The organism is Nodosilinea sp. LEGE 07298 (genome assembly GCF_015207265.1).
GTDB lineage: Bacteria > Cyanobacteriota > Cyanobacteriia > Phormidesmidales > Phormidesmidaceae > Nodosilinea.
The window spans coordinates 1-3135 of record NZ_JADEXE010000481.1; the positions used below are offsets into that span (position 1 = coordinate 1).

A 3135-nucleotide genomic window follows, 5' to 3' on the forward strand; every position below is an offset into this window, starting at 1 on the left:
CCCCGGAAGCGGTCAAACAGCTTGGCGATCGCACCATTCACCTGCTCAATATAGGTAAACAGTACCGGCACCACCACTAGAGTCAGCAGGGTAGAGGTCGTAAACCCGCCAATCACCGCGATCGCCATTGGGCTGCGGGTTTCGCCCCCAGCCCCCAGTTCCAGGGCAATGGGCACCATCCCCGCCATCGTCGAGATCGAGGTCATCAGAATGGGGCGCAGGCGAGTTACCCCAGCTTCCATGACTGCTACTTTGCGGGTCTTGCCCTCCTTTAGGGCGATCAGAGCGTAGTCCACCAGCAGAATGGCGTTTTTGGTCACCAGGCCCATCAGCAGCACAATGCCGATCAGGGCAAACAGGCCCAGGGGCTTTTGGGTAATCAGCAGGGCCAGCAGCGCGCCGCCCACCGACAGGGGCAGCGCCGCCATTACCGCCGTCGGGTAGATAAAGCTGTTGTACAGCAGCACCAGCACGGCAAAGATCATCAGCACCGCTGTGGCCAGGGCCAGGGCAAAGCGGCTAAAAATATCGCGCATGATCTCGGCATCGCCCGCAGGCTGCTGGGTAACGCTGGCGGGCAGGTTTTGCATAGTGGGCAGTTCGTCTACCACCTCCAGCCCCTGACCCAGGGTTATGCCCTGGAGGTTGCCGCCGATGGTGACCTGGCGCGACCGATCAAAGCGGTTGATCTGAGCTGGGCCGCTGCCAAAGCGCACATCGGCCACCGCTGCGAGGGGCACCAGCCCACCGTCTTGACTGGGCACCCGCAGGGTTTGCAACAGTTCTGGGTCGTCGCGAAAGGCGGGGTCGATCTGTACGCGAATGGGGATTTGGCGATCGCCCAGGTTAAAGTCAGCCAGGTTGGCGTCGGTGTCGCCTAGGGTGGCTAGGGAAGTGGTGGCTGCGATCGCCTGCACCGTCACCCCCAGATCCGCGGCCCGGTCCATGTCGGGCACAATCTGCACCTCGGGCCGCACCAGGCTGGCGCTAGAGCTAACATCCACCAGCCCCGTCACCCCGCGCATCTCGCGAGTCAGCGAGTCTGATACTTCCCTCAGGGCGAGCGGGTCATCGCTTTTGAGCACCACGCTGAGGTCTTTGCCCTCTCCCGAAGCGCCGCTGCTTTGAAAGGTAATCCGGGCACCGGGCACCCGCTGAAAAATATCGCGGGCCTGCTGCTCAAACTGAGCCTGAGATCGGTCGCGATCGCTTTTGGCCACCAGACGAGCATAGACCGTGGCCTGGTTGACGCCATTCTCGCCGCCTTCGGTGGTGAGCACCGTCGACACCGCCGGGTCAGCCAGCAGGCCCTCGCTCAGCTGAGTGGTCACCCGCTGGGTATCGGCCAGGGTGGCCCCTGGCGGCAGCTCTACCGAAATAGTAGACAAGCCCGAGTCGCTGCTGTCGAACAGGTTGGTGGGAATATAGGGCACCAGTTGCAGGCTACCGACGAAGAAAACCAGCGCCAGGGCAATGGTCACTCCTCGGTGGCGCAGCGCCCAACCCAGCAGGCGGCGGTAGGGGCCACGGTGCGGTGTCTGGCGCTGGCGGCCATGGCCGTTGCTGCTATGGCCGTTGCTGCCGTTAGCATCGCCGCCGTTAAAGGACTCAAACGAGCCTGCCGCCGCCATCGCCTGGGGCTTGCCCTTGAGCAGGTAGGCCGCCATCATCGGCGTCACCAGTCGGGCCACAATGGTCGAAAACACCGTTGCCGTTACCACCGTCACCCCAAAGGGCTGAAAGAACTGCCCCGGCACGCCCCCCATAAAGGCCACCGGCAAAAACACCGCCACGATGGTCGCCGTGGTGGTTACCACCGCCAGACCCACCTCAGCAGTCGAGTCGAGCGCCGCCTGAAACGGGCGCTTGCCCATATCAATATGGCGCTCCACGTTCTCAATTTCAACGATCGCATCGTCGACCAAATTGCCCACCGCCAGGGTGAGCGCCAGCAGGGTCATGCTGTTGAGGGTGTAGTCAAACCAGCCCAGCACCAAAAAGGTTGGAATGATCGACAGGGGCAGGGCCGTGGCGGTCACCAGCGTCGCCCGCCAGTCGCGCAAAAATACGCCCACCACCACCACCGCCAGCACGCAGCCCAAAATCAGTGCGTCAATCGACGCCTGGTACGAGTCCCGAATTTCGGTAGCACGGGTAAAGATCAGCTCAATATTGACGTCTTCGGGCAAGGTTTCATTTAGCTGCGCCACTGCTGCCTGCACGCCTTCCTCCACCGATACCAAAATGCTGCCGGTGCTGCGGTAAATCTGAAAGGCCACCACCGGCTGGTTGCCCAGGTTAGCCGACTGCCGCGCTTCCCCAAAGCCGCTCTCGACTGTGCCCAGGCTGGTCAGGGGCACTGTAGTGCCGTTGGGTAGGGCAATGCGGGCCGCCTGAAATGCCTCCACCGTGGAGGCGCTGCCCAGGGTGCGAAAGCTTTGCTCCTGGTCGCCCAGGGTGGCTCGCCCGCTGGGCAGGTTGATGTTGAGGGCACGAATCTGGTCGTTCACCTGGGTGGCGGTAATGCCTAAGGCGTCGAGCTGCTCCGGGTCGAGGTCGACGCGAATTTCAGGGTCAACGCCGCCGACGCGGTCCACCCGCGCCACCCCTTCTACGGTGAGAATCTCTTGGCTAATGGTGCGATCAACTAGGTCACTGAGTTCTTCGACCGATCGCTGGTCCGAGTCCACCGCGTAGGTCATCACTACGCCGCCGCCAAACTCCAGCCGCCGAATCACGGGTTCTTGAATGCTGCCGGGCAGATCCTGCCGAATTCGCGTCACCGCATCGCGCACGTCGTTGGTGGCCCGGTCGACATCGGTGCCGAGGACGAAGGAAATCACCGTATTTGACGAGCCATCCCGCACTGTAGAGCGGATTTCGTCGATGTCCCCCAGCCCGGCAACGGCATCCTCAATTTTGCGCGTGACCTGGTTCTCCAGCTCCTCTGGCCCCGCCCCGGTCTGGGTGACGGTGACGGTAATTGCTGGAAATTCAATATTGGGGTTCTCGTCGATGCCCAGCTGTCCAAAGGAGACCAGCCCCCCCAGGGTAAGCACCAGGAAGAGAACTATGACGGGAATCGGGCGACGAATTGACCAGCCGGAGAGGTTCATGGAGGGAGGGGTAGTTGGG

1 protein-coding gene is annotated in these 3135 nt (G+C 62.3%); it reads right to left on the bottom strand.

Going from position 1 to position 3135, the window contains the following annotated elements:
* Positions 1–3116: efflux RND transporter permease subunit (locus tag IQ273_RS31995; protein WP_194027119.1), on the bottom strand; the 3116-nt coding region annotated here is incomplete at its 3' end.
* Between the last annotated feature and the right edge of the window lie 19 nt (positions 3117–3135).